This window comes from Klebsiella sp. LTGPAF-6F, from assembly GCF_001753185.1.
Lineage (GTDB): Bacteria > Pseudomonadota > Gammaproteobacteria > Enterobacterales > Enterobacteriaceae > Klebsiella > Klebsiella michiganensis.
This window is the reverse complement of record NZ_CP017450.1, coordinates 3601418-3621596: the sequence shown is the minus strand read 5'-3', so window position 1 is coordinate 3621596 and position 20179 is coordinate 3601418. Positions and strand designations below refer to the sequence as shown.

At 59.8% G+C, this 20179-nt stretch carries 21 protein-coding genes; 13 read left to right on the top strand and 8 right to left on the bottom strand.

The annotated features are described in order from the left end of the window. Positions 1–11: 11 nt before the first annotated feature. Positions 12–428, top strand: a complete 417-nt coding sequence (gene sufE / locus BJF97_RS16920) for a cysteine desulfuration protein SufE (protein ID WP_004851737.1) — start codon at positions 12–14, stop codon at positions 426–428. A gap of 101 nt (positions 429–529) precedes the next feature. Beyond that, positions 530–1516, top strand: coding sequence for a L,D-transpeptidase LdtE (gene ldtE / locus BJF97_RS16915; RefSeq protein WP_004851735.1), 987 nt, complete (start codon positions 530–532; stop codon positions 1514–1516). 63 nt (positions 1517–1579) lie between these two features. Here the strand turns inward: ldtE and lpp are convergent, their stop codons facing one another. The 3 genes from lpp to ynhH all read right to left on the bottom strand — a co-directional run bounded on the left by lpp (position 1580) and on the right by ynhH (position 3738). After that, complete coding sequence (lpp, locus tag BJF97_RS16910) at positions 1580–1816, bottom strand: murein lipoprotein Lpp (RefSeq protein ID WP_003029373.1); 237 nt, start codon at positions 1814–1816, stop codon at positions 1580–1582. A gap of 312 nt (positions 1817–2128) precedes the next feature. Then, positions 2129–3541, bottom strand: coding sequence for a pyruvate kinase PykF (gene pykF, locus BJF97_RS16905; RefSeq protein WP_004119183.1), 1413 nt, complete (start codon positions 3539–3541; stop codon positions 2129–2131). Then, complete coding sequence (gene ynhH, locus BJF97_RS35690) at positions 3538–3738, bottom strand: protein YnhH (protein ID WP_418772212.1); 201 nt, start codon at positions 3736–3738, stop codon at positions 3538–3540. The genes pykF and ynhH overlap by 4 nt, the downstream gene beginning before the upstream one ends. Before the next feature lie 312 nt (positions 3739–4050). Here ynhH and fumD point away from each other — a divergent pair, with 312 nt between their 5' ends. Continuing rightward, on the top strand, positions 4051–4263 hold the full coding sequence (fumD, locus tag BJF97_RS16900) for a fumarate hydratase FumD (protein WP_004851729.1): 213 nt from the start codon (positions 4051–4053) through the stop codon (positions 4261–4263). A 26-nt stretch (positions 4264–4289) separates the two neighbouring features. On the opposite strand, the gene BJF97_RS16895 is transcribed toward fumD, so the two are convergent. After that, a complete protein-coding gene (locus tag BJF97_RS16895) occupies positions 4290–4928 on the bottom strand; it encodes a TetR/AcrR family transcriptional regulator (protein WP_032694060.1) in 639 nt (212 codons plus the stop codon). A 126-nt stretch (positions 4929–5054) separates the two neighbouring features. Between BJF97_RS16895 and BJF97_RS16890 the strand changes: the two genes are divergently transcribed. From BJF97_RS16890 to BJF97_RS16875, 4 genes are all read left to right on the top strand, one after another. After that, on the top strand, positions 5055–6908 hold the full coding sequence (locus tag BJF97_RS16890) for a bifunctional sugar phosphate isomerase/epimerase/4-hydroxyphenylpyruvate dioxygenase family protein (protein WP_032694059.1): 1854 nt from the start codon (positions 5055–5057) through the stop codon (positions 6906–6908). Positions 6909–6987: 79 nt separating this feature from the next. Next, positions 6988–8307 (top strand): MFS transporter, encoded by a 1320-nt coding sequence (locus tag BJF97_RS16885; protein WP_014229706.1) that lies wholly within the window; start codon positions 6988–6990, stop codon positions 8305–8307. Between the two features lie 31 nt (positions 8308–8338). After that, entirely contained in the window at positions 8339–9175 is an 837-nt protein-coding gene (locus BJF97_RS16880) for a shikimate dehydrogenase family protein (protein WP_077253361.1), read from the top strand. Positions 9176–9234: 59 nt separating this feature from the next. Further along, entirely contained in the window at positions 9235–9975 is a 741-nt protein-coding gene (locus BJF97_RS16875; RefSeq protein ID WP_032694058.1) for a substrate-binding domain-containing protein, read from the top strand. On the opposite strand, the gene BJF97_RS16870 is transcribed toward BJF97_RS16875, so the two are convergent. The 4 genes from BJF97_RS16870 to BJF97_RS16855 all read right to left on the bottom strand — a co-directional run bounded on the left by BJF97_RS16870 (position 9959) and on the right by BJF97_RS16855 (position 13667). After that, positions 9959–10708, bottom strand: coding sequence for an ABC transporter ATP-binding protein (locus tag BJF97_RS16870; protein ID WP_032694057.1), 750 nt, complete (start codon positions 10706–10708; stop codon positions 9959–9961). The two genes, BJF97_RS16875 and BJF97_RS16870, sit on opposite strands and share 17 nt — an antisense overlap. Beyond that, a complete protein-coding gene (locus tag BJF97_RS16865) occupies positions 10708–11712 on the bottom strand; it encodes a FecCD family ABC transporter permease (RefSeq protein ID WP_014229702.1) in 1005 nt (334 codons plus the stop codon). Before BJF97_RS16865 ends, BJF97_RS16870 begins: the two co-directional genes overlap by 1 nt. Beyond that, on the bottom strand, positions 11705–12763 hold the full coding sequence (locus BJF97_RS16860) for an ABC transporter substrate-binding protein (protein WP_032694056.1): 1059 nt from the start codon (positions 12761–12763) through the stop codon (positions 11705–11707). Before BJF97_RS16860 ends, BJF97_RS16865 begins: the two co-directional genes overlap by 8 nt. A gap of 97 nt (positions 12764–12860) precedes the next feature. Beyond that, entirely contained in the window at positions 12861–13667 is an 807-nt protein-coding gene (locus BJF97_RS16855; RefSeq protein WP_004851713.1) for a DNA-binding transcriptional regulator, read from the bottom strand. A 190-nt stretch (positions 13668–13857) separates the two neighbouring features. Here BJF97_RS16855 and BJF97_RS16850 point away from each other — a divergent pair, with 190 nt between their 5' ends. Genes BJF97_RS16850 through mhpE form a run of 6 tightly spaced genes read left to right on the top strand, consistent with a single transcriptional unit; the run spans position 13858 to position 20124 of the window. Continuing rightward, a complete protein-coding gene (locus tag BJF97_RS16850; protein WP_038424635.1) occupies positions 13858–15522 on the top strand; it encodes a bifunctional 3-(3-hydroxy-phenyl)propionate/3-hydroxycinnamic acid hydroxylase in 1665 nt (554 codons plus the stop codon). Position 15523: 1 nt separating this feature from the next. Continuing rightward, on the top strand, positions 15524–16468 hold the full coding sequence (gene mhpB, locus BJF97_RS16845) for a 2,3-dihydroxyphenylpropionate/2,3-dihydroxicinnamic acid 1,2-dioxygenase (protein WP_004851708.1): 945 nt from the start codon (positions 15524–15526) through the stop codon (positions 16466–16468). Between the two features lie 17 nt (positions 16469–16485). Next, entirely contained in the window at positions 16486–17352 is an 867-nt protein-coding gene (mhpC, locus tag BJF97_RS16840) for a 2-hydroxy-6-oxonona-2,4-dienedioate hydrolase (RefSeq protein ID WP_014229698.1), read from the top strand. Between the two features lie 9 nt (positions 17353–17361). Then, positions 17362–18168, top strand: coding sequence for a 2-keto-4-pentenoate hydratase (mhpD, locus tag BJF97_RS16835; RefSeq protein ID WP_032694054.1), 807 nt, complete (start codon positions 17362–17364; stop codon positions 18166–18168). Next, positions 18161–19111, top strand: a complete 951-nt coding sequence (gene mhpF / locus BJF97_RS16830) for an acetaldehyde dehydrogenase (protein WP_025108198.1) — start codon at positions 18161–18163, stop codon at positions 19109–19111. Before mhpD ends, mhpF begins: the two co-directional genes overlap by 8 nt. Continuing rightward, on the top strand, positions 19108–20124 hold the full coding sequence (gene mhpE, locus BJF97_RS16825; RefSeq protein ID WP_014229695.1) for a 4-hydroxy-2-oxovalerate aldolase: 1017 nt from the start codon (positions 19108–19110) through the stop codon (positions 20122–20124). The genes mhpF and mhpE overlap by 4 nt, the downstream gene beginning before the upstream one ends. Positions 20125–20179: the final 55 nt, after the last annotated feature.

The following is a 20179-nucleotide window of genomic DNA, read 5'->3' as shown; positions in this document are numbered from 1 at the left end:
AGGAAGCAACTATGGCGGCGTTACCGGACAGAGACAAACTGCTGCGCAACTTTAGCCGTTGTGCGAACTGGGAAGAGAAGTATCTCTATATTATTGAACTGGGTCAGCGCCTGGCGCCGCTGAGCCCGGAGGAACACACCGCGCAGAACATCATTCAGGGCTGCCAGAGCCAGGTGTGGATCGTGATGACGCAGGAGCAGAGCGGCGCGATTGCGCTTCGCGGCGACAGCGATGCGGCCATCGTCAAAGGCCTTATCGCGGTGGTGTTTATCCTCTATGACCAGATGACGGCCAAAGATATCACCGCGTTTGACGTGCGTCCGTGGTTTGAAAAAATGGCCCTGACGCAGCACCTTACCCCCTCGCGGTCGCAAGGACTGGAAGCCATGATCCGCGCAATTCGCGCGAAAGCAGCAAATCTTAGCTAGAATAAAACAGTAGATTTCATTCTGTTATGCACGACGGGAGGCTCGCCTCCCGTCGTGCATAACAGGCCTGGCGTTTTATCAGCGAAAGAAGGAATCTCAGTATGAAACGCGCTTCTCTTATCACCATTGCCCTTCTGAGCGCCCTCAGCGCGTCCCACGCCGCCTGGGCCGTTGATTACCCCCTTCCTCCTGCCAACAGTCGTCTGATTGGTGAGAACCAGTTCTGGACGGTACAGGAGGGTGACCGCAACCTGCAGGCGATTGCCCGTCGTTTTGATACGGCGGCGATGCTGATCCTTGAAGCGAACGATACCATTGCGCCGGTGCAGCCTAAACCGGGTACTCAGGTGCTGATACCTTCGCAGATGCTGCTGCCGGACGTGCCGCGCGAGGGCATCGTCGTCAACCTGGCCGAGCTGCGCCTGTACTACTTCCCGCCGGGCGTCAATCAGGTGCAGGTCTATCCCCTGGGGATTGGTCAGCAGGGGCTGGAGACGCCGGAGATGACGACCCGCATAGGGCAGAAAATCCCGAACCCCACCTGGACGCCGACGGCGGGCATCCGCGCCCGTTCGCTGGAGAAGGGGATTAAACTGCCGCCGGTCGTGCCCGCAGGGCCGAATAACCCGCTAGGCCGCTACGCGCTCCGCCTGGCATACGGTAACGGTGAATATCTGATTCATGGCACCAGCGCGCCGGACAGCGTGGGTCTGCGCGTCAGCTCCGGCTGTATGCGCATGAACGCGGCGGATATCCAGTCTTTATTCAATCAGGTGAAAAGCGGGACGCCGGTACGGATTATCAACCAGCCGGTCAAGTTCGCCGTGGAGCCGGACGGTAAGCGCTATGTTGAAGTTCATCGCCCGTTGACGCCGGATGAGGCCAGCAATGCGCAGACCATGGCCTATACGCTTCCGGCGGAGTTTCATCAATTCTCGGGGGATAAAGCGGTTGATGAGGCGCAGCTTAAACGCGCGCTGACCCGGCGGGCAGGATATCCGGTGGTGGTATCGGCTAGCGGAAGCACCGCGTCAAGCCTGTCGGTACAGAATAATACGCCGGTAGATGAAGCGAAAAGGGTGCAGTAGGCGGGAAAGGTAAGGCAAAAAAAATGGCGCACAATGTGCGCCATTTTTATTACACAGATACTATTACTTGCGGTATTTAGTAGCTGCGTTGTCCAGACGCTGGTTAGCGCGAGCTGCGTCATCTTTAGCAGCCTGAACGTCGGAACGCATTGCGTTCACGTCGTTGCTCAGCTGGTCAACTTTAGCGTTCAGAGTCTGAACGTCAGAAGACAGCTGATCGATTTTAGCATTGCTGGAGCAACCAGCCAGCAGAGTAGAACCCAGGATTACCGCGCCCAGTACCAGTTTAGTACGATTCATTATTAATACCCTCTAGATTGAGTTAATCTCCATGTAGCGTTACAAGTATTACACAAACTTTTTTGTGATGAGAATATTTTTTTACCTGAATGCACTTATTTTTGATCGTTCGCTCAAAGAAGCATCGAAATCATCACGTAACTTTAAAAAGGCGAGTGAAAACAGCGCGCTTCCATCGGATTCATCTTAGATAATCTCGCATTAAATAGTAAATTCCGATTTGCATTTTTATTAATAGCGGCTAGTGCCAGAATAAAAAAAAGCGCCCCGAAGAGGCGCTTTTAAAGGAAATACTAATTAACCTGTAAATTATTACAGCACGTGCACGGAAGCGGTATTGGTGGTTCCGCTCGGGACTAACGCGCCGGAGACCATAACAACCACGTCGCCTTTACGCGCCAGGCCGCTCTGCAGCGCCAGCTCTTTACCCTGGATATAGAAGGCATCGGTAGAAGAGATATCTTCAACCAGCTGCGCCACAACGCCTTTGCTCAGCACCAGCTGACGCGCGGTCGTTTCATTGGTGGTCAGCGCCAGGATGGTGGCATCCGGGAAGTATTTACGTACGGCGCGCGCGGATTTACCGCCCTGGGTTGCCACAACGATCAGCGGCGCTTCCAGTTTTTCAGCCGTTTCAACCGCACCGCGGCAAACCGCTTCGGTGATGCGCAGCTTACGGTTGTCGTTGTTGTATTCAAGACGGCTGGTCATCACGCGGTCGGTACGTTCGCAGATGGTCGCCATGATGGTGACCGCTTCCAGCGGGTATTTACCTTTTGCGGATTCGCCGGACAGCATAACTGCGTCGGTGCCGTCGAGGATGGCGTTAGCCACGTCGCCTGCTTCCGCACGGGTCGGACGCGGGTTTTTGATCATAGAATCCAGCATCTGAGTCGCGGTGATAACGACTTTACGCGCGCGGATACATTTTTCGATCATCATCTTCTGCGCGAAGATCACTTCTTCAACCGGGATTTCAACGCCCAGGTCGCCACGCGCAACCATGATGCCGTCAGAGGCTTCGAGGATCTCGTCGAAGTTGTTCAGGCCTTCCTGGTTTTCAATTTTGGAGATGATCTGGATCTTCTCGCCGCCGTGGGCTTTCAGGTGCTCGCGGATTTCAACGACGTCAGAACGCTTACGGATAAAGGAGGCCGCAACAAAGTCAACGCCCTGTTCGCAACCAAAGATCAGGTCCTGCTTGTCTTTTTCGGCCAGCGCCGGCAGAGCGATAGACACGCCCGGCAGGTTAACGCCTTTGTTCTCGCCAAGGTCGCCGTTGTTCAGCACTTTACAAACAACTTTGTTGCCTTCGATAGCGGTGACTTCCATACCGATCAGACCATCGTCAACCAGTACGGTGTTGCCGACGCTCAGGTCGCTGGTGAAACCTTCATAGGTCACCGCAACGATTTCGTTATTACCGACAACGGATTTGTCGGTGGTGAAGGTAAAGGTCTGGCCCGCTTTCAGAGAAACGTCGTTGCCGCCTTCCAGCTTAATGGTACGGATTTCCGGACCTTTGGTATCCAGAAGGATTGCCGCTTTCTTACCGGTTTTACTCATCACATTGCGCAGGTTCTGGATGCGCTGACCGTGTTCCGCGTAGTCACCGTGAGAGAAGTTCAGACGCATAACGTTCATGCCAGCGTCCAGCATTTTGGTCAACATCTCTTCGGATTCGGTTTTCGGACCGATGGTGCAAACAATTTTGGTCTTTTTCATGACAGTTTAATCTTTAAGTTGTGAAGGATAGGGATGGGGAATCTGACTCCGTGGGCGCACTGCCGCAGAGTTAAACCTGTATTACGAAAGTTGCTATGCCACGCTCTAAGGATAGGTGACAACAAAAGAGCGTGCAGAAGAATGTGTGCTGGCGGTTCAGCCCATGAAAAGAGGCAACGTGTTATGCGTTTAGTCATGCAATCCAATGCGCTGAAACCATTCAATAAGAATTTGTTGGGCATTATACGTTGCCAAATCCAAAAAAGAAAATGAAAACCATGTTTCATTTCTATAGTTATATACTTAACAAAATGCAAACTAATCCTACGCTTATGCGCAACACATTTTTTCATCACCTGACAAGATAAAGAGGGCGGAAACGCGGGTTTATTCACAAGTTTGCCAGGGAAAAGCGGTCTCTGAGGCACAAACGCGGAGCTGGTTTGATTTACTCAGGAAATATATCAATAATGATTTGATTGATAATGAAAAATTGAGAGTGAAATAGAATGGGAAACACAGCCAAAGATGAGGCGCTGTATCAGGAAATGTGCCGCGTAGTGGGCAAAGTCGTGCTGGAGATGCGCGACCTGGGTCAGGAGCCAAAGCATATCGTTATCGCCGGCGTGGTGCGTACCGCCCTGGCGAACCCGAAAATCAAACGTTCCGCGCTGACGCAGGAAGCGATGGAGAAGGTGGTCCATGCGCTTTCCGGAAACTAGCCGCCGCCGGGCGCTTCCCGCGCGCTTCAGGAAATCACAAAGCGAATAACCGCCTTGACGGCAATATCGCAGTGATGGGCGACCATCGCTTCATCATCAATAGCCGGCATCGGATCGTCCAGGTAGAGGCTGCTGAACGTATAAAAGTTTGATACCTGGTAGAAGCTAAAGCTGCTGATTAATCGATGCACATCGCGCGCTTCCAGCCCTGCCTGAAACACCCCTTGCTGCTGCCCGCGCTGAAGAATATCTTCCAGGATCGACAGGGCGGTGCGGTTCAGCGGTTTCAGCTGACCTGAATTTTTCAGCCATTTCCCGCGCTGCATGTTTTCCATACAGATCACCCGCATATAGTCAGCGTGCGTGGCGTGATAGCGCACGCTCCACTTCACCAGCTGCACCAGCGCCTCTACCGGCGGTACGTTTTCCAGCCCGAGCTGCTGCTCGGTTTCGCGGATCCTCGCGTAGACGTGCTGCAGCACGGCCTGATAAAGCAGCTCTTTGGTCTTGAAGTAGTAGACCACCATGCGTTTGGTGGTCTGCGCTTCGGTGGCGATTTGCTCCATCCGCGCGCCTGACAGTCCATGCTCGGCGAAAACGGTAATGGCGGCGGCGAAGATCCGCTCTTTCAGAGACTGCGCTTCATCATGAGCAACGACGGACATAACGGCTCCTTTTCTTGAGATGCAAAAAATACACATATTGATCACAATTTTGCAACCAATCATGGCGCATTTGAACCAAATGATACATATTCAGGTCACTAAGTCAGCTAATGACCCGAGGACTCTATGTTGCGTTCCATCGCCACCGTCTCGATCTCCGGTACCTTACCCGAAAAGCTCCATGCCATCGCAGCGGCGGGCTATCAGGGCGTCGAAATCTTCGAAAACGATCTGCTCTATTATACCGGTACGCCGGCCGATATCCGCCACCTGGCGGCAGATTTAGGGCTAAAAATCACGCTTTTTCAACCATTTCGTGATTTTGAAGGCGCCAGCCGCGCCCAGTTTGCCGCCAACATGGAACGCGCCAGGCGCAAATTTGCGCTTATGCACGAGCTGGGCTGCGACACCCTGCTGCTGTGCAGCAACGTTCAGCCGGACTGTTCCGCCGACGTCGAGCTGCAGGTCGCCGACTTACGCGCCCTTGCTGCGCTGGCGGAGCAGGAACACATCACGATTGGCTACGAGGCGCTGGCCTGGGGTACCCACGTCAACCGCTGGCATCAGGCGTGGGCGCGGGTCAAAAGCGTCGATAGCCCGGCGCTGGGCATCGTGCTCGACAGTTTCCACGTGCTGGCGCGCGGCGATACGCTGGCGCAGCTGGCGGACGTGCCGCTGGAAAAAATCACCTTTGTACAGATGGCCGACGCGCCGCTGATGAAAATGGATATCCTCGAATGGAGCCGTCACTTCCGCTGTTTTCCCGGCCAGGGGCAGCTGCCCCTGGTGGAGTTTGCCTGCGATCTTACCCGCCGCGGCTACTGCGGCCCCTGGTCGCTGGAGATTTTTAACGACAGCTTCCGGGCTTCTCCCAACGGTGCGACGGCGAAAGATGGCTATCGCTCGCTGCTGTGGCTGGAAGAGCAGGTCCGTCAGCGGCTGCCGGAAAGCCGGGCGCCGCTGTTTTCCTCCGCGGAACTGCCCCTCTACGCCGGGCTGGAGTTTATCGAGTTTGCCGCCACGCCGGCGCAGGCGGGCGAACTCGGACACAGGCTGACGCAGCTCGGCTTTGCCGAAGAGGGGACGCATCGCTCAAAACGCGTCGCCCTCTGGCGCAACGGCGGGGCGAGGGTGGTGGTTAACGCCCAGCCGCATAGCTGGGCCGATCATTTTCACCAGCGTCACGGGGTTTCCCTCTGCGCCATGGCGCTGCGCGTCAGCCAGAGCGCGGCGATCGTGGAACGCGCCCGCGCCTTAGGCTACGCCACCTGGCAGGGCGATGCCGGGCCGAACGAAAGCCCCATCCCGGCGGTTTGCGCCCCGGACGGCAGCCTTATTTATCTGATTGAGATGGGGGACGATATCTACACCCGCGATTTTCATCTGCGCGCGAACGTCACGCCGCGCGACGATTATCGGGGTATCGATCATCTGGCCCTCGGCATGGAAGCGGACAGCCGCGATAACTGGATCATCTTTTTCCGCACCGTATTCGGCTTTACGCTCGAACATGAGCAGACCCTGCCCGATCCTTACGGGCTGGTGCGTAGCCTGGCGGTGCGCAGTCCGCAGGGCGACATTCGTCTCGCGCTCAATATTTCGCAAAGCCGCGCCACGCAAATTGCCCGTTCGGTAGCCTGTTATCAGGGAGCAGGTTTACAGCACGCGGCGTTTGCCTGCCACGATTTACCCTCCACGCTCGCCAGCCTGGCACCGGTTGCGGTCAACGCGCTGCCGATCCCGGCGAACTACTATGAAGATCTGTTGGCCCGTTTTGGCGAGGATGTTCAGGTCAACCTGCTGAAGAATCATCAAATTCTTTACGATCGTGACGGAAGCGGCGGTGAATTCCTGCACCTTTATACCCGCCCGTTTTCTGCCGGACGCTTTTTCTTTGAACTGACCGAGCGGCGCAACGGTTACGCACTTTATGGTGCTGTAAATGCAGCTGTACGCTTGTCAGCAATGCAGTACACCTAGTAATGTAGCAAATGGTTCACAACCCAACGTCGCAAACACAATAACAACATTCGGCTGTACCCTATGACAGGAAACGACTATGAACTCTTATAGCCATAATCACACGACGGCGGCCGCCGCGTCCGGCGCGCGGCCTTCCCGGCGGCGTATCGGTATCCTTGCGCTGCTGGCGGTCGGTACCATGATCAACTATCTCGACCGCACGGTGCTGGGGATTGCCGCGCCGCAGCTGACCGCAGAGCTGGGTATTGATGCCGCGATGATGGGCATCGTATTCTCCGCCTTTGCCTGGACCTACGCGCTGGCGCAGATCCCCGGCGGCATCTTTCTTGACCGCTTCGGTAATAAAGTCACCTATTTTCTGGCGCTGACCCTGTGGTCGCTATTCACCCTGTTCCACGGCCTGGCGGTCGGCCTGAAAACCCTGCTGCTGTGCCGTTTTGGCCTCGGCGTCAGCGAAGCCCCCTGTTTCCCGGTGAACAGCCGGGTGGTGAGCGCCTGGTTCCCGCAGCAGGAGCGCGCCAAGGCGACGGCGATCTATACCGTCGGCGAATATCTCGGGCTGGCCTGTTTTGCGCCGCTGCTGTTCTGGATAATGGGCAGCTTTGGCTGGCGCGCGCTGTTTATTAGCGTCGGCGCCGCCGGCGTGATGTTCGCGCTGGTGTGGTGGCGCTGCTATCGCGAGCCGCATGAGGATAAACACCTCAATCAGCTGGAGCGCGAGCACATCGTCAACGGCGGCGGAATGTCCACCGGCGCAGAGCAGCATACCGCCTTTAGCTGGCCGCTGATCCGCCAGCTGCTGGCGAAACGGCAGATTCTCGGCGCCAGCATCGGGCAGTTTGCCGGTAATACGGTGCTGGTCTTCTTCCTGACCTGGTTTCCAACCTATCTGGCCACCGAGCGCCATATGCCGTGGATTAAGGTCGGCTTCTTCGCCATCATGCCGTTTCTGGCGGCGGCGGGCGGCGTGATGTTCGGCGGCTGGGTCTCCGATAAGCTGCTGAAGGCCACCGGCTCGGCGAACCTCGGGCGTAAGCTGCCGATCATTGCCGGTCTGCTAATGGCGAGCACCATTATCTCCGCCAACTGGCTGACCAGCGATCTGGCAGTGATTCTGGTGATGTCGTTCGCCTTTTTTGGTCAGGGGATGGTCGGGCTGGGCTGGACGTTGATCTCCGACATCGCGCCGAAAGGCCTTGGCGGTCTGACCGGCGGCCTGTTTAACTTCTGCGCTAACCTCGCCGGGATCCTGACGCCGCTGATTATCGGTTTCATTGTTGCCGCCTCCGGCAACTTCTTTTACGCGCTGATTTATATCGGCGGCGCAGCGCTGCTGGGCGTGGCGGCTTATGTCTTTATCCTGGGCGATGTCAAGCGTATCGAACTTTCGCAGTAACGTGATGCAGTCGTTGTTAAAGGAGCAGGGAATGGTGATTAGTGGAAATACGCGGCTGATAGCGCATCTTGGCTATCCGACCGCGAAATTTAAAGCGCCGATGATTTACAACCCGTGGTTGGTTCATCAGCAGGTTGACGCCAAAGTGGTGCCGATGGGCGTCAAGCCTGAGGATTACGCCGCCTTTGTGCCGATGCTGTTTAAGATGACCAATATTATTGGCGCGCTGGTCACCATGCCGCACAAAATCGCCACCTGCGGGCTGGTGCAGCATCTTAGCCCAACGGCGGCGATAGCGGGCGCCTGTAACGCGATTCGTCCCGAAGCCGACGGCACGCTGAGCGGCGATATGTTTGACGGCGAAGGCTTTGTCCTCGGTATCACGCGTAAAGGTTTCGAGACGCGAGGGGCGCGGGCGCTGGTGGTGGGCAGCGGCGGCGTCGGCTCGGCCATTGCCGCATCGCTGGCGGCGGCGGGCGTCAGCGCCCTGACGCTGTACGATATCTGTTCGCAGACGGCGGAAGCGCTGGCCGGGCGTCTGCTTGAGCACTATCCTCGGCTGGACATTACGCTGATGCAGCGCGATCCGCAGGGGCACGATCTGGTGGTCAACGCCACGCCGCTGGGGATGAAAGAGGGCGATCCGCTGCCGCTGGAACCGCAGCGCCTGACGCCGGGCACCTTTGTCGGCGAAGTGGTTATGGCCCAGGAGTTCACTCCGCTACTGCAGGCGGCGCAGGCGGCGGGCTGCCCCATTCAGCGCGGCACCGACATGCTGTTTGAAATGATCCCGGCCTATCTGCGCTTCTTTAACCTGCCGGTGGCGACGCCGGAACAGCTGCGCGAACTGGCGGAAATTCGCTACTGAAATGACCTGAACCTGCGTTATTATAGCGCTGTATTTATGACTATATAGCGATGGTTGTTATGACTCCCTCCCTAACGCTGCTGGCGGCGGGAAGCCTGAAAAGCGCTTTCATTCCGCTGCTGGCGCGCTTTCAGCAACAGACCGGCATCCCGGTCGAGGTCCATTTTGGTCCGGCAGGGCTGCTGCGCGAGCGCATTGAGGGCGGAGAGCCGTGCTCGGTGTTCGCCTCGGCCAATAGCCAACATCCGCAGGCGCTGCGTCAGGCCGGGCTGGCCGGGGCGTGCTATCTGTTCGCCCGGAATCAGCTGATGCTGACCGCCCGCCACGGCGCAACAACCGAGACGCGGGAGTGGCTGGCGCTGCTCAGCGACCCGGACCTACGCCTGGCAACCTCAACGCCGGGCTGCGACCCTTCAGGCGACTACACCTGGCAGCTGTTCTCCCACATTGAAGAGCGCTGTCCCGGCGTCGGCGCCGCCATGATGGCGCGCGCGCGTCCGCTGGTAGGCGGCCGCGACTCGCTGCCGGTGCCGGCGGGAGAAATCGCCGGGGCGTGGCTGATCCGTGAAAACTTAACCGATCTGTTTATCGGCTATGCGCACTACGCCGCGCAGATGGCGGCGTGCAGCGATCTGCGCACGCTGCTTATTCCGCCGGCGTGGAATGTTCGCTGCGACTATCTGCTGGCGCAGATTGAACAGAGCGCCGGGGCGCAGCGGCTGTGCCGCTTTATCCTCGGCGCGGAGGGGCAGCGCTTACTGAAAGACGCCGGTTTTTTGCCTATCAGCGACGAATCGTAAACTGCGGAGCCAGCAGCGGCAGCGCCGACCCGGGGGGATGGACTTTGCGTACCGCTAAACCATACGCGCGCTGAAGATTCGCTTCCGTCAGTACGGCGGCTGATTCTCCCGCCAGCCATTCACCGTCGGGCAGCAGCAGCAAGGTCTGGTTCGCCACCTGCAGGGCGTGGGTCGGATCGTGCGTGGTAAACAGCACCGTGCGCTTCTGGCGATGGGCCAGGTCGCTGATGAGCTGCAGCACCAGCTGCTGATTGGCCAGATCCAGCGCCGAGCAGGGTTCATCCAGCAGGATATTCTGGCTGGCGCCCACCAGCGCCCTGGCGATAAGCACCAGCTGCTGCTGGCCGCCGGACAGCGCGCAAAACACCTTGTCGGCCAGCGCCGCGATCCCCAGCTGCGCCAGCGCCTTCTGCACCTCACGTTCGTCTTCCGCTGTTGGCTGAGCGAACAGATTAACGTGGCGCGCCCGTCCCATCAGCACCACGTCGCGCACCTGCCAGCCAAAAGCCGGGCGAAAATGCTGCGGCACGATGGCGAGACCGCCCGCGCAGGTAAACCCACCGCCGAGCGGCGTCAGTACGCCGGTCAGGGTATCGAGCAGAGTGCTTTTGCCGCGGCCGTTAGCGCCGAGCACCGCCCAGATATCGCCGGAACGGCACTGCAGGTTCAGCGGTGCGAACAGCGGTCGGCTGTGGCCGTAGAGCAGGTCGCTTAACTGTAGGGAAAGGGTCATCAGCGCGCGCCTGTGCGTCGCGACTGCACCAGCAGCCAGGTAAACAGCGGCGCGCCAAGAAGCGCGGTGATGATTCCAATGGGGATTTCGGCCTGGATCAGCGTGCGGGCGAGGTCATCGACGACGATCATAAAACCGCCGCCGAGCCAGAAGGCGGTAGGGAGAAGACGCCGGTGGTCGGCGCCGGCCAGCAGCCGCGCCAGATGCGGGATCACCAGCCCGACCCACGCGATGCTGCCGCTGACCGCCACCTGAGCGGCGACCAGCACCGCGCAGCACACCAGCACCCCGCGACGCAGCCCGGTCACCGCAACCCCCAGACCGCGGGCATCTTTCTCCTCCAGCGCCAGCAGGTTAATCCGCCAGCGGAGCTTAAACAGCACCATCGCGGCGCAGGCTACCGGTAGCGCCATCAGCAGGACTTTGTGCCAGCTGGCGGTGGCGAAGCTGCCGAGCAGCCAGAAAACAATATTCGGCAGCGTCTCTTCGCTATCGGCCAGGTACTGCATCAGGCTCACCAGGGCGGCAAAAAAGCCGCTGAGGATAATGCCTGAGAGGATCAGTACCAGGGTGCTTTCGCGCCCCTGCAGCGCGGCTATCAGATAGACCAGCATCAGCGCGGCAAGGCCGAAGAGAAAGGTCGAGGCCATCATCAGCGCGGCGTTCAGCCCCAGCAGAATCGCCAGCGTCCCGCCGAAGGCGGAACCGGAGGTGACGCCGATGATATGCGGGTCCACCAGCGGATTCTGGAACACGCCCTGTAAGGTGGCCCCGCACAGCCCCAGCGCGCCGCCGGCCAGCAGCGCCATCACGATCCTCGGCAGCCGCACCGACCACACCACCTGGCCGGCGACGCCGTCGAGGGGAGAAAGATGCGCCAGCTGGCGAAAAACTTCCGCCAGGCTTAACGGATACTGCCCGAGGCAGAGTGAAGCGATTGCAATCACGATCGTCACCAGCGCGAGGGTACATTGCAGCAGGGCCGGATGACGATGACTACGCATCCGGCGTCCACTTCACGCGGTAGAAACGCTGATAGTACTCCCGCGCCTTCGCCTCGACATCGACGCTGTTATAGCGTGAGGGGTAGAGTTTTTTCGCCATCCACAGCTCGCCGATCGCCAGCGCCTCCGGCATCGGGTAGCCCCAGGCCTTGGCGTATTCCGGCATCAGCCACACGCGGTGATTTTTGACCGCGTCAATGCTCTGCCACTGCGGGTCGTTTTGTATCTGTTTGACCACCTCCGGGTAGCGGTCCTGTACGAAAATCACCTGCGGATCCCACTGCAGCACCTGCTCCAGCGAGACCTGGCGCGCGCCCTTTATGCTGGCGGCGGCAACGTTCAGCGCCCCGGCGTGCTTCATCATCAGGCCGGTATATTTGCCCGAGCCGTAGGTGTTGAGGTCCGGATTGGCCATATATACCCGCACCCGCTCGTTTTGCGGAATATCGGCAACCGGCGCGTTAGCCAGCCTGCGCGCGCTGAAGGTGTATTGAATCAGCGCTTCGGCCTGAGCCTGACGCCCGACCACTTCGCCAATCAGGCGGATCCCCTGTTTCAGCCCCTCGTTATAGGCCTGCTCTTCATCGGCCATCGTCGGGTTCATTTTGTTTTTCTCACCCGCGGCATCCTGGCGCAGAGAGACCGCCACCACCGGGATCCCGGCGCCCTGGATCTGCTGGATCATCGCCTGCGGCGCGTAGTTGGCAACGAACACCACCTGGGGATGCAGCGCCAGCAGGCTCTCGATATTGACCTGCGTCAGATCGCCCGGCATCGGTAGTGTCTCAATAGCCGGCATAAAGCGCGCAAACTGCGGGCCAAGCTGCTTTTTCCAGCTGCTCATGACGCCGACGACGTCGTCAGCGGCGTTAAGCTGCACCAGCAGGTTTAAGGTCTGATGCTGGAGCACCACGGCGCGGGTGACGTGGTCGGGGAGGGTGACTTCACGACCCAGCTGGTCGGTGAGGGTGCGGTCGGCAAAGGCCTGACCGGTGAACAGGCTGGCGCTTAACAGCGCCATAGCAAAGAAAACGCGCGGATGTCTGGACATGATGGGCTCAGCGGCAAAGGAAGAATCGCTGTATATTAAAATATATAACGAGGCCGGGCGCAATGGCTGGCGGGCGATTTACCCCCTATGGACAAGGTTATTGGTAAAACACCTCTTCATCGGACATCCGTTCTTCTATGCGGGTAGCGACCTTCTGCAGCGAGGCGAGATACTTTTGCGCCGCCTGGTCAATGGTCATGGCTTTAGCCATATAGACCAGGTTCAGGCAGCCGATAACCCGCTGCTGGCGGCGAATGGGGACGGCAATGGAAGCGATTTTCTCCTCCTGCTGCCAGCCGCGAAAGTTTTCGCCGTAGCCGTTTTGCCGGGTGCGTTCGAGGATGGCGGCCAGCTTTTCCGGCTCGCGCGCCAGCTGATACTCCGCTTCCGGCCGGGCGGCCAGCATCTCAACAATCGGGCTTCGTTCGTGTTCCGGCGCGAAGGCCAGCCAGGTTAATCCCGAAGCGGTCAGCAGCAGCGGCAGGCGGCGGCCGACCATCGCCCGGTGGAAGGAGAGGCGGCTGAAGCGGTGGGTGGTTTCGCGCACCACCATCGCATCGACGTCCAGGGTGGTGATATCGGTCGGCCATAAAACCTCGCGCAGCAGTTCGCCAAGCAGCGGCGTGGCGAGGGCAGAAATCCAATGTTCGTCACGAAATCCCTCACTTAACTGACGCACTTTAATCGTCAGGCGAAAGCTGTCATCGGAGCGGCTGCGGCGCACGTAACCCTCGTCCTGTAGCGTTTCCAGCAGCCGCCTGACGGTCGTGCGATGCAGGCCGCTAAACTCGGCCAGGGTGCCGACCGTCGCGCCTCCGTCGAATTTATTTAACAAATTTAATAACAATAATCCGCGGCTCAATCCGCGCACCGTTTTGTAATCTGCCGAAGCGTTTTCGTTCATGCGTCCTCAATAAAAATTATTATAAACAATCATGTGCACCTGGTGCACATCCGGTAATGTTTTGATTGTAGCGCAAATCACTGACCCTATACTGACCTCACAATAAAAATAAATTCACATTTATTTAACAAGTCGCCCTGCTGAAGGTTGTGCGGTGACGGCAATTTGTCCGAAGCGTGAGGTTTTGAAAATGACAACATCCAATCCTGATATTCAACCCGCGGTACAGCACAGCGCGCAGGTCGCTATTGCCGGCGCCGGTCCGGTTGGCCTGACCATCGCCAACTACCTCGGGCAGATGGGCGTCAGCGTCGTGCTGATTGAGAAGCTCGAGTCGCTGATCGATTATCCCCGCGCCATCGGTATCGACGATGAGGCGCTGCGGGCGATGCAGGCGGTGGGGCTGGTCGACAACGTGCTGCCGCATACTACGCCGTGGCACGCGATGCGCTTTCTCACCCCGAAAGGGCGCTGCTTTGCCGATATTCAGCCGATGACCGACGAGTTTGGCTGGTCGCGCCGCAATGCGTTTATTCAGCCGCAGGTGGACGCGGTGCTGTATGACGGCCTCAGCCGTTTCCCCCACGTGCGCTGCCTGTTTTCCCGCGAAGTAGAGGCCTTTAGCCAGAATAGTGACGGTGTCACCCTGAACCTCAAAGGCAGCGACGGCGAGCGGGAAACCGTGCGCGCCGACTGGCTGGTGGCCTGCGACGGAGGAGCCAGCTTCATTCGTCGTGCGCTGAATATTCCCTTCGAAGGCAAAACCGCGCCGAATCAATGGATTGTTATTGATATCGCCAACGATCCGCTGGCGACGCCGCACGTTTACCTGTGCTGCGACCCGGTGCGCCCGTACGTCTCCGCCGCGCTGCCGCACGGGGTACGGCGTTTCGAATTTATGGTCATGCCCGGAGAAACCGAAGCCCAGCTCAGCGAGCCGCACAAGATGCGCCAGCTATTGAGCAAGGTGCTGCCGGACCCGGATAACGTCGAGCTGATTCGCCAGCGCGTCTACACCCACAACGCGCGCATCGCCGAACGCTTTCGCGTCGATCGCGTACTGCTGGCGGGCGACGCGGCGCACATCATGCCGGTGTGGCAGGGGCAGGGCTACAACAGCGGTATGCGCGACGCCTTTAACCTGGCCTGGAAGCTGGCGCTGGTGGTGAACGGCAAAGCCGGAGAGGCGCTGCTGGACAGCTACCAGCAGGAGCGGCGCGATCACGCCAAAGCGATGATCGACCTGTCGGTCACCGCCGGCAACGTCCTGGCGCCGCCGAAACGCTGGCACGGCGCGGTGCGCGACGGCGTTTCGTGGCTGCTCAACTATCTGCCGCCGGTTAAACGCTACTTCCTTGAAATGCGTTTCAAGCCGATGCCGCAGTATCGCGACGGCGCGCTGCTGGCGGAAGGCGAAAGCAAAACGTCCCCGGTCGGCAAAATGTTTATCCAGCCGAAGGTGACGCTGGAAAACGGGCAGGTGACGCTGCTCGATGAGGTGATTGGCGCCAGATTCGCCATTATCGCCTGGGGCTGTAATCCGCAGTGGGGGCTCAACGATGAGCAAATTGCCCGCTGGCGCGCGGTCGGGGTGCGCTTTATCCAGGTGGTGCCGGAGGTGCAGATTCATTGCGATCAGGACAACGTGCCCGGCGTTATCCGCGTCGGCGATACGCAAAACCGCCTGAAAAGCTGGTTCGCGCAGCACGATACCGCCATTGCCGTGGTGCGTCCGGACCGCTTCGTCGCCACCGTGGCCATCCCGCAAACCCTGAGCAAAAAGCTCGACGCGCTGGCGAGCAAGATGCAGCTGGTTTCCGCGCAGGCGGCAACAACGATTGAACAGGTGGCCTGATATGAACGCATATCTTCATTGCCTCTCCCATACCCCGCTGGTGGGCTACGTTGACCCGGAACAGGCGGTGCTGGACGAAGTGAACGGCACTATCGCCGACGCGCGGGCGCGCATTGCCGCCTTCGACCCGGAGCTGGTGGTGCTGTTTGCTCCCGATCACTACAACGGCTTTTTCTACGATGTGATGCCGCCGTTCTGTTTAGGCATCGGGGCGACCGCTATCGGCGACTTCAGCAGCGCCAGCGGCGTCCTGCCGGTGCCGACGGCGCTGGCGGAGGCTTGCGCCCACGCGGTGATGAAAGAGGGCATCGATCTGGCGGTCTCCTACTGCATGCAGGTGGATCACGGCTTTGCGCAACCGCTGGAGTTCCTGCTCGGCGGGCTGGATACCCTGCCGGTTCTGCCGGTGTTTATCAACGGCGTGGCGTCGCCGCTGCCGGGCTTTCAGCGCACCCGCATGCTGGGCGAAGCCATTGGCCGCTTCCTGACCACCCTCAATAAACGGGTATTAATCCTCGGCTCCGGCGGCCTGTCGCATCAGCCGCCGGTACCGGAGCTGGCGAAGGCCGATGCCCATATGCGCGACCGGCTGCTGGGCAGCGGCAGGCAGCTGCCGCCGGACGAGCGTGAACTGCGCCAGCAGCGGGTCATCAGCGCGGCGAAGCAGTTTATCGAGGACCAGAACTCGCTCTATCCGCTCAACCCCGTCTGGGATACCCGCTTTATGAGCCTGCTGGAGCAGGGGCGGCTGGCGGAGCTGGATGCCGTCAGTAACGAAGAGCTGTCGGCAATGGCCGGGAAATCGACGCACGAAATTAAAACCTGGGTGGCCGCCTTTGCCGCGCTATCCGCATTTGGCCGCTGGCGCTGCGAAGGCCGCTATTACCGACCAATCCCCGAGTGGATTGCCGGATTTGGCTCGCTGAGCGCCGCCGCGCAGAACTGAATTAACGGGAGAATATGATGAGCTACCAACCGCAAACCGAAGCCGCCACCAGCCGTTTCCTCAGCGTGGAAGAGGGCGGAGAAACATTACGCATCCATTTTAATGACTGCGGCGAGGGCGACGAAACCGTGGTCCTGCTGCACGGCTCTGGCCCCGGGGCTACCGGCTGGGCCAACTTTAGCCGCAATATCGACCCGCTGGTCGAGGCGGGCTACCGGGTCATTCTGCTGGACTGCCCCGGCTGGGGAAAAAGCGATTCTATCGTCAACCGCGGCTCCCGTTCCGACCTGAACGCCAGGGTGCTGAAAAGCGTGATTGACCAGCTGGATATCAGCAAAGTGCATCTGCTGGGCAATTCGATGGGCGGACACAGCGCGGTGGCCTTTACCCTCAGCTGGCCGGAGCGCGTCGGCAAACTGGTGCTGATGGGCGGCGGAACCGGCGGCATGAGCCTGTTTACGCCGATGCCGACGGAAGGCATCAAGCTGCTGAACGGCTTGTACCGTGAGCCGACCATCGAAAACCTGAAAAAGATGATGAACATCTTTGTCTTCGATACCCGCGATTTGACCGACGCGCTGTTTGAAGCGCGCCTCAATAATATGCTGTCGCGCCGGGAGCATCTGGATAATTTCGTCCAAAGCCTGGAAGCCAACCCGAAGCAGTTCCCGGATTTTAGCCCGCGTCTCGGCGAAATCCGCGCGCAGACCCTGATCGTCTGGGGGCGTAACGATCGCTTTGTACCGATGGACGCCGGGCTGCGCCTGCTGGCGGGTATTAACGGTTCCGAACTGCATATCTATCGCGACTGCGGTCACTGGGCGCAGTGGGAGCACGCGGAGAGCTTTAACCAGCTGGTGCTCGATTTTCTGGCGCGTACCTGAGGAGTGCTGATGACAACCTTATCTCTTGAACAACTGGCGCAGCGTCTGCGTGAGGCGGAAAGCCGCGGCAAGGCGATTGAACCGCTGCGCAATGCGCTCGGCGTTGACAACGCGGAAGCGGCCTACGCCATCCAGCGGATGAACGTGCAGCACCACGTGGCGAACGGCCGCCGGGTGGCGGGACGCAAGGTGGGGCTGACCCATCCTAAAGTGCAGCAGCAGCTGGGCGTTGACCAGCCGGACTTCGGCACCCTGTTTGCCGACATGTGCTACGGCGATAACGCCGATGTGCCGTTCTCCCGGGTGCTGCAGCCGAAAGTGGAGGCCGAAATCGCCCTGGTGCTGAAACGCGATCTGCCGCATGCCGATACCACTTTTGATGAACTGTACGCCGCCATCGACTGGGTGCTTCCCGCGCTGGAGGTGGTCGGCAGCCGTATTCGCGACTGGTCGATTGGCTTTGTCGATACGGTCGCCGATAACGCCTCCTGCGGCGTTTACGTGCTGGGTAGCCCGGCGCGGCGCCCGGATGGGCTGGATCTGAAAAACTGCGCGATGCGCATGACCCGTAATGAGGAAGAGGTCTCCAGCGGGCGCGGCAGCGAATGTCTTGGCCATCCGCTGAACGCGGCGGTGTGGCTGGCGCGCAAAATGGCCAGCCTCGGCGAGCCGCTGCGGGCAGGGGATATCGTGCTGACCGGGGCGTTAGGCCCGATGATGGCGATTACCGCCGGCGATCGTTTTGCCGCCCATATCGACGGTTTAGGTTCAGTGGCGGCGACCTTTGTCGCCAAAAAGGAAGAGAGTGATGAGTAAACGTAAAGTCGCCATTATCGGCTCCGGCAATATCGGCACCGATTTAATGATCAAAATTCTGCGCCACGGGCAGCACCTGGAGATGGCGGTAATGGTCGGCATCGACCCCGAGTCCGACGGCCTGGCCCGCGCCCGGCGCATGGGCGTCGCCACCACGCACGAGGGCGTTGGCGGCCTGATGCAGATGGCGGAATTCGCCGATATCGATGTGGTTTTTGACGCCACCAGCGCCGGAGCGCACGTGAAAAACGACGCCGCGCTGCGGGAAGCCAGGCCGGGGATCCGGGTGATCGACCTGACCCCGGCGGCCATCGGCCCGTACTGCGTGCCGGTGGTCAATCTCGAGGCCAATCTGGCCGAAGGCAACGTCAATATGGTGACCTGCGGCGGCCAGGCCACCATCCCGATGGTGGCGGCGGTCTCTCGGGTGGCAAAAGTGCACTATGCGGAGATCGTCGCCTCGATTGCCAGCAAATCCGCCGGGCCGGGGACGCGCGCCAACATTGATGAATTTACCGAAACCACCTCGCAGGCCATTGAGAAAGTGGGCGGCGCGGCGAAAGGCAAAGCGATTATCGTGCTGAATCCGGCGGAGCCGCCGCTGATGATGCGCGATACCGTTTATGTCCTGAGCGAAGCGGCATCGCAGCAGGCGATTGCCGCGTCGATCGCCGAGATGGCGGCGGCGGTACAGGCCTACGTGCCGGGATATCGCCTGAAGCAGCAGGTGCAGTTTGAGGTCATCCCGGAAGATAAACCGGTAAACCTGCCGGGCGTCGGCCGCTTCTCCGGCCTGAAAACGGCGGTTTATCTCGAGGTCGAAGGGGCGGCGCACTATCTGCCAGCCTACGCGGGTAATCTCGATATTATGACGTCGGCGGCGCTGGCGACGGCGGAAAAAATGGCCCAGGCGATGAACGACGCGGCGGGAGAAGCAGCATGAACGGCAAAAAACTCTATATCTCAGACGTGACCCTGCGCGACGGGATGCACGCGATTCGTCATCAATACTCGCTCGACAATGTGCGCCAGATTGCCCGGGCGCTGGATTGCGCGGGCGTCGATTCGATAGAGGTGGCCCACGGCGACGGTCTGCAGGGTTCCAGCTTTAACTACGGCTTCGGCGCGTACAGCGACCTGCAGTGGATTGAGGCGGCGGCGGAGTCGGTCAGCCAGACGAAGATCGCCACTTTATTGCTACCCGGCATTGGCACCCTGCACGACCTGAAAAACGCGTATCAGGCCGGGGCGCGGGTGGTGCGCGTGGCGACCCACTGCACCGAGGCGGATGTTTCCGCGCAGCATATCGCCTTCGCCCGCGAGCTGGGCATGGACACCGTCGGCTTCCTGATGATGAGCCATATGACCTCCCCGGAACAGCTGGCGCAGCAGGCGCTGAAGATGGAATCCTACGGCGCCACCTGTATTTACGTGGTGGATTCCGGCGGGGCGATGAACATGAACGATATTCGCGATCGCTTCCGCGCCCTCAAGGCGGTGCTGAAGCCGGAAACCGCCACCGGGATGCACGCGCATCATAACCTCAGTCTCGGCGTGGCCAACTCCATCGCCGCGGTGGAAGAGGGCTGCGACCGTATCGATGCCAGCCTGGCGGGGATGGGGGCCGGGGCGGGCAACGCGCCGCTGGAGGTGTTTATCGCCGCCGCCGATAAGCTCGGCTGGAATCACGGTACCGATCTGTATGCTCTGATGAACGCCGCCGATGAGCTGGTGCGCCCGCTGCAGGATCGCCCGGTGCGGGTTGACCGCGAAACGCTGGCGCTGGGCTATGCCGGGGTTTACTCCAGCTTTCTGCGCCACAGCGAAGCGGCCGCCGGGCGCTACGGCCTGAGCGCGGTGGATATCCTCGTCGAGCTCGGCAAGCGGCGGATGGTGGGCGGTCAGGAGGATATGATCGTCGACGTCGCGCTGGATCTGCTTAACCGCAGCAAATAAAAGCAACGCGCGGCTGGCAACGTATCAGCCGCCATTCACCTGCTCCGCTTGTCCG